The following is a 4,983-nucleotide window of genomic DNA, read 5'->3' on the forward strand; positions in this document are numbered from 1 at the left end:
CATCTCGTAGGCCGGCGCGCGAGGCCTCCTCCACCACATACTCGATAGCCGGCCGATCGACGACCGGCAGCATCTCCTTGGGAAGGGACTTGGTCACGGGCAGGAACCGGGTGCCCAGCCCCGCAGCCGGAATCACCGCCTTCGTTACTGACATGGGCGAAACCATAGCTGTAGGACGGCCTGCGGGTCATCGCGGCGCGGTTCCAGCCGGTGTGGTTCCCGTCTGCGTGATTCCAATCGGCGCGGTGCAGACCCAGTCCACGGCGAGCAGGATCGGAGTGTCCGGCGGACCGGACAGAGCGAACCGGCACGTCCAGTCCGCGACTTTCGGGCGGCCGAGACGCTCCCAGGCGTCGATGAGCGCGATCGCGGTGTCGAGGGCGACCGGGTCCCCGGCGAGGATCACCTCGTCGTGGGTGAACAGCGCCGCGGATCCGGTGTCCGGGTCGAAGACGCCGCAGCCGCCCCACTCCTCGGGCGCCCCGGCGACGTGTACCCGGGTCACCCGTTCGTCCAGGCACGCCGCGGCGAAGCACAGGTCCGCCAGATCGTGCGGATGCAGGTCCGCGGGCAACACCCGGTGCCGGGTGACGGGCGCCGCGGTCGAACGGACGAACGGCGGCACCGAGGACGGGCCGTACCAACCGAGAGGTCCGGTGACCGGCAGGAATCCGGCCGGTGCCAGGCCCCGGCCATGCATCGCGCCAGCGGCCGCGTCGGTGCCGGCAGGCGCGTCGGTGCCGGCAGGCGCGTCGGTGCCGGCAGGCGCGTCGGTGCCGGCAGGCGCGTCGGTGCCGGCAGCCGCGTCCGCCGCGCCGGTCGTCACCAGAATGATCGGTGAGAGGCCGCCGTGACGCATCGGAGCGAGAATTCCCCCCCGGGGGCCGAGCTGCTCCACCCACGACGGCGCCAGGCCGTTCACCGCGCAGGTGACGACCACCCGGTCATAGGGTGCACCGTCGGGCCAGCCCTGGTAGCCGTCGCCGTGGACGACCGTGGCGAGCGACGTGTCGACACCGTCCGCGGCCAGCCGTGCCAGCGATGCGCGCGCCTCGGTGGCAACGAGCGGGGACACCTCGACCGAGGTCACCCGGCATCCCAGCACGGCCAGGAGCGCCGCGTTGTATCCGGTGCCGGCGCCGATCTCCAGTACGCGCATGCCCGGCACCACATCCAGCCATTCGATCATGCGGGCGACCAGCGACGGCTGGGAACACGACGACAACACCGCGTTCTGATCCCCGGAAATCTGTGTGCCCCCGGACGTCTGCCCGCCCCCGGACGTCTGCGGGATGTGGGTGACCAGGGCGCTGTCGGCATAGGCCGCGTCGAGGACGTCGCCGGACGGTGGGTGGTCCTGAGAGACCGTGAGGTAGCGCGGTGTGGGCCCCACACCGTCATAGAAGCCGGTCAGGCAGCGGTCCCGCCGGACGGTGGCAAACGCGCGCGCGACATCCGGCCGGGTGACGGCTCCGAGCATCCGCAGCCGCTCGACAAAGGCGTCGAGCCGGGCCGATATCGATGGACCGTCGTTTGCCGCATCCGCCGGGCCGCCCACGGCGGACACTGCCTGATCCGTTTCGTCCACCTTCCCAGCGTCGGCCAGCGTGGCATCGTTTGCCAGCCATTCGACCGATTCATGATCGCAGTTGTTGATATATTGGCCATGTCCGCAATACGGACCACAAATATATCAATGGAGCATCCAGTTTCGGACAACAAAGAATCAGGCCGTTCACCTACCGGACACGCCGCAGATCGGCCAGTTCGCGGCGCAGGTTGGCACGGGCTGCCGGCTCCCAGTGGTGAAATGCCCAGGGCGTCGCATATACCCGGCAGTCGAGCAACGCACGCAGGACGGCCACCCGGCCGGCGACCCACTGCTCCGGGGAGGCCCAGCCGTATTCCCGCCGTACTCTGCGGACGTAGACGTCGTACGCAGGCGCCGGACGGGCGAGCACCCGCAGGTCCGCATCGTTGATCATGGCTTCGTCGGGTTCGGCGGACACATGCGTCCCCGTTGCCCGCACCAACCGGTCGACGTCCCGGATCACCGACCGCGGACATCCCAGCTCGGTCAGCGTGGCAACGGCCAGCTCCCCGGAGCGGGCCTCGTTGTCGCCCGCACATGTGTCATAGACCGCGTCATGGAAGAAGATCGCAAGCCTGCCGCCGGCAACCGCCGACAGCACGCCGGCGCGCCCGGTCGGCTGATCCCAGGCCCGATCAGCCGCGACGAGCACCTGCAACGCCGTCAGCGTCTCGCCGACGTGACGGAGTGTATGGTAATAGCGACCAGACTCGCAGTAACGACGAGCCAGATCCGCAAAGGCGGCCGCCCGCCCGGCCTCGTCCGCCCGCGCGCCCACAGCCAGCAGCGCGCCGTCAAATGATCGCGCCAGCGGCGACAGCACGACGGTGCCCACATACCCCTCCGATGATCATTACTCCTGGGCGGCTCCGCGCACCGCACCTGCGAGCGCATACCCAGACCCGATCATCGGCGCATTTCCGCTCCGAGGCGACGGAAGCGCGGACCACAGCGTTGCTTTGATCGAACACACGTGCGATCATTAAACGGTGGCAGCGATCATCACCATCGATGGCGAGGACTACCCCCTGCCCGACGACACCAATGTCGAAGAGCTACGCCGTCGCATCGCTCAAGCGGTGTTCAGGTGCGAGGTCGAGCAGCTGCACCTCGCTGACGGCCACGTCATGCTGGTCAACTGGCGGTCGGTCCGGACCATCCGGATCCGCCGGGTGGACGCGACGGCTCCGGGCTCCCCCACCCACCACCGCCGGGGGTACGGATCATGACGACCGCGCCGGCGGCCAGCTCAAGACTTGTCTTGGGTGCCAGCGCAACACCGTCCACCTCGTTACGACCCACCGCGCCCGGACCACCGCCGGCGGCGCCCTGTGGTGCATGCCGACGGCGATCGGTGAGCACCGACAGGGTCGCCGGTTCCAGCACCCGGATCGACCGCACCAGCCCGGCGCCACCGCGATGGCGCCCCGGCCCGGATGTGCCCGGGTCCAGCTCGTAGCGTTCAACCCGCATCGGGTATTCCAGCTCCAGCGCCTCGATCGGGGTGTTCAGGGTGTTGGTCATACCGACATGCACACCGGACGGCCCCGGTCCGCGAGAGGAGGCGCCCTGGCCACCGCCCAACGTCTCGTAGTACGTCCACCCACGCCCGCCGATGATCAGATTGTTCATCGTGCCCTGCCCCTGCGCGGGCAGACCGACCGGCCCCGACTGGGCCGTCTGTGACCGGGCGGCGAGGGCCGGGGCCAGGGCCGCGAGCACCGTGTCCGCGATCCGCTGGGATGTCTCGACGTTGCCGGCGACCACCGCTGACGGCCGGCGCGCGTCCACCAGCGACCCTGGCTCGGTGCGCACCGTGAGCGGAGCGTAGGTGCCGTCGTTGGCCGGAACGTCGTCGGGCAGCAGCACCCGCAACGCGAAACAACAGGCCGACCGGGTGACCGCCCGCGGGCAGTTCACGTTGCCCGGTACCGCCGGCGAGGTTCCCGCGAAGTCGACGGTCAGCCCGTCCCCCTCGATCGTCGCGGTCACCCGGATCGGGATGTCGTCGTCGCCCACGCCGTCGCCCTCGACCTCGCCGACAGCGGTGTACCGGCCGTCCGGCAGACTCGCGATCATTGCCCGGCTCCGCCGTTCGCCGTAGGCCAGCACCTCGGTGAACGCCTCCAGCACGACGGCCAGACCGCGACGGTCGACGAGTTCGGCCAGCCGGGTGCCGGCGAGCCGGTTGGCGGCGGCCTGCGCGCGCAGGTCGCCACGCCGCAGCTCGGGGGTCCGGGAGTTCGCACAGATCAACTCAAGGATGTCGTCCTGCCACTCACCGTCGGCGACAAGCCGCACGGGTGGGATGATGAGCCCCTCCGCATAAATCTCCTGCGAGTCGGCCGGCATCGACCCGGGCCGCATCCCACCCACGTCCGAATGGTGCGCGCGGGTCGCGGCATAGGCGATGATCTGGCCATCGGCCGCCAGCGGCGAGACGAGGGTGATGTCGGGCAGATGGTTCCCCCCGGCAAACGGGTCGTTGAGCACCCACACGTCACCGGGCACGGCACCGCGTTCGGCCACGGCGCGCACCGACTCGTACATCGCGCCGAGGTGCACGGGGACGTGGGCGGCCTGGGCGACCATCCGCCCGGCCGCGTCGAACAGGGCGGCGGAGCAGTCCCGGCGTTCCTTGATGTTGGACGAGTAGGCGCTGCGCACGAGCAGTGTCCCGGCCTCCTCGGCGACACCGGCAAGGGCGCTGGCCAGTACCGACAGCGTCACCGGATCCATCCCGTCCTCCGTTCGAAAGCAGGCGGATGTCCGGTGTCGCCGGCTCCCACAGCCAAGGCTGGCATACGCCGTAGAATACGCTTCGGGTAATTACAGGAGTACCAGTGGTCATCACCCTGGAATTACTTCCGGGGTGATGACCAACCCGCCGGTGTGGGCTGGTCGGTGTGGGCTGGTTGGTGTGGCCGCGGGCAACAGCCGGGCCAGATAGAACGGAGAGGGCCATGGCGGATCTGAGCAACAGCACCGATCCGGCCACGAAGGCTGCGCTGTCGGCACATGTGACTCCCCGGCGCTGTTCGAGGGAATTCTACGACAAGGAACTCGTTCGCCTGCAGACCGAACTCGTGCGGATGCAGGAGTGGATCGTTCATCGGGGCCTACGGGTCGTGGTGGTCATGGAAGGCCGGGACACCGCGGGCAAGGGCGGGACGATCAAACGCGTCACTGAGAAACTCAACGCCCGGCACTGCCGGGTCGTCGCTCTCGGCACGCCAACCGAACGCGAACGGACGCAGTGGTATTTTCAACGATATATCCAACATTTGCCGGCGGCGGGTGAAATAGTGTTTTTCGACCGGAGCTGGTACAATCGGGCGGGCGTCGAACGGGTCATGGGATTCTGCACCGACGAGGAGTACGAGGATTTCCTG

Annotated in this window: 4 protein-coding genes and 1 pseudogene; 1 reads left to right on the plus strand and 4 read right to left on the minus strand. The window is 68.9% G+C overall.

All coding sequences use genetic code 11. The annotated features are described in order from the left end of the window. The 4 genes from U9977_RS15945 to U9977_RS15960 form a co-directional block, all read right to left on the minus strand. Positions 1-166 (minus strand): sugar phosphate nucleotidyltransferase (locus U9977_RS15945; protein ID WP_416210646.1); only part of this gene is annotated, 166 nt, incomplete at its 3' end. A 21-nt stretch (positions 167-187) separates the two neighbouring features. After that, on the minus strand, positions 188-1,588 hold the full coding sequence (locus tag U9977_RS15950) for a hypothetical protein (RefSeq protein WP_322750056.1): 1,401 nt from the start codon (positions 1,586-1,588) through the stop codon (positions 188-190). 151 nt (positions 1,589-1,739) lie between these two features. Beyond that, complete coding sequence (locus tag U9977_RS15955; RefSeq protein ID WP_322750057.1) at positions 1,740-2,426, minus strand: hypothetical protein; 687 nt, start codon at positions 2,424-2,426, stop codon at positions 1,740-1,742. 299 nt (positions 2,427-2,725) lie between these two features. Beyond that, entirely contained in the window at positions 2,726-4,330 is a 1,605-nt protein-coding gene (locus U9977_RS15960; RefSeq protein WP_322750058.1) for a hydantoinase B/oxoprolinase family protein, read from the minus strand. Between the two features lie 224 nt (positions 4,331-4,554). Here U9977_RS15960 and U9977_RS15965 point away from each other — a divergent pair. Further along, positions 4,555-4,983: pseudogene (locus U9977_RS15965) on the plus strand (polyphosphate kinase 2); the annotation flags it as partial.

It is taken from the genome of Protofrankia sp. Cas8 (genome assembly GCF_963555845.1).
Classification (GTDB): Bacteria; Actinomycetota; Actinomycetes; order Frankiales; family Frankiaceae; genus Protofrankia.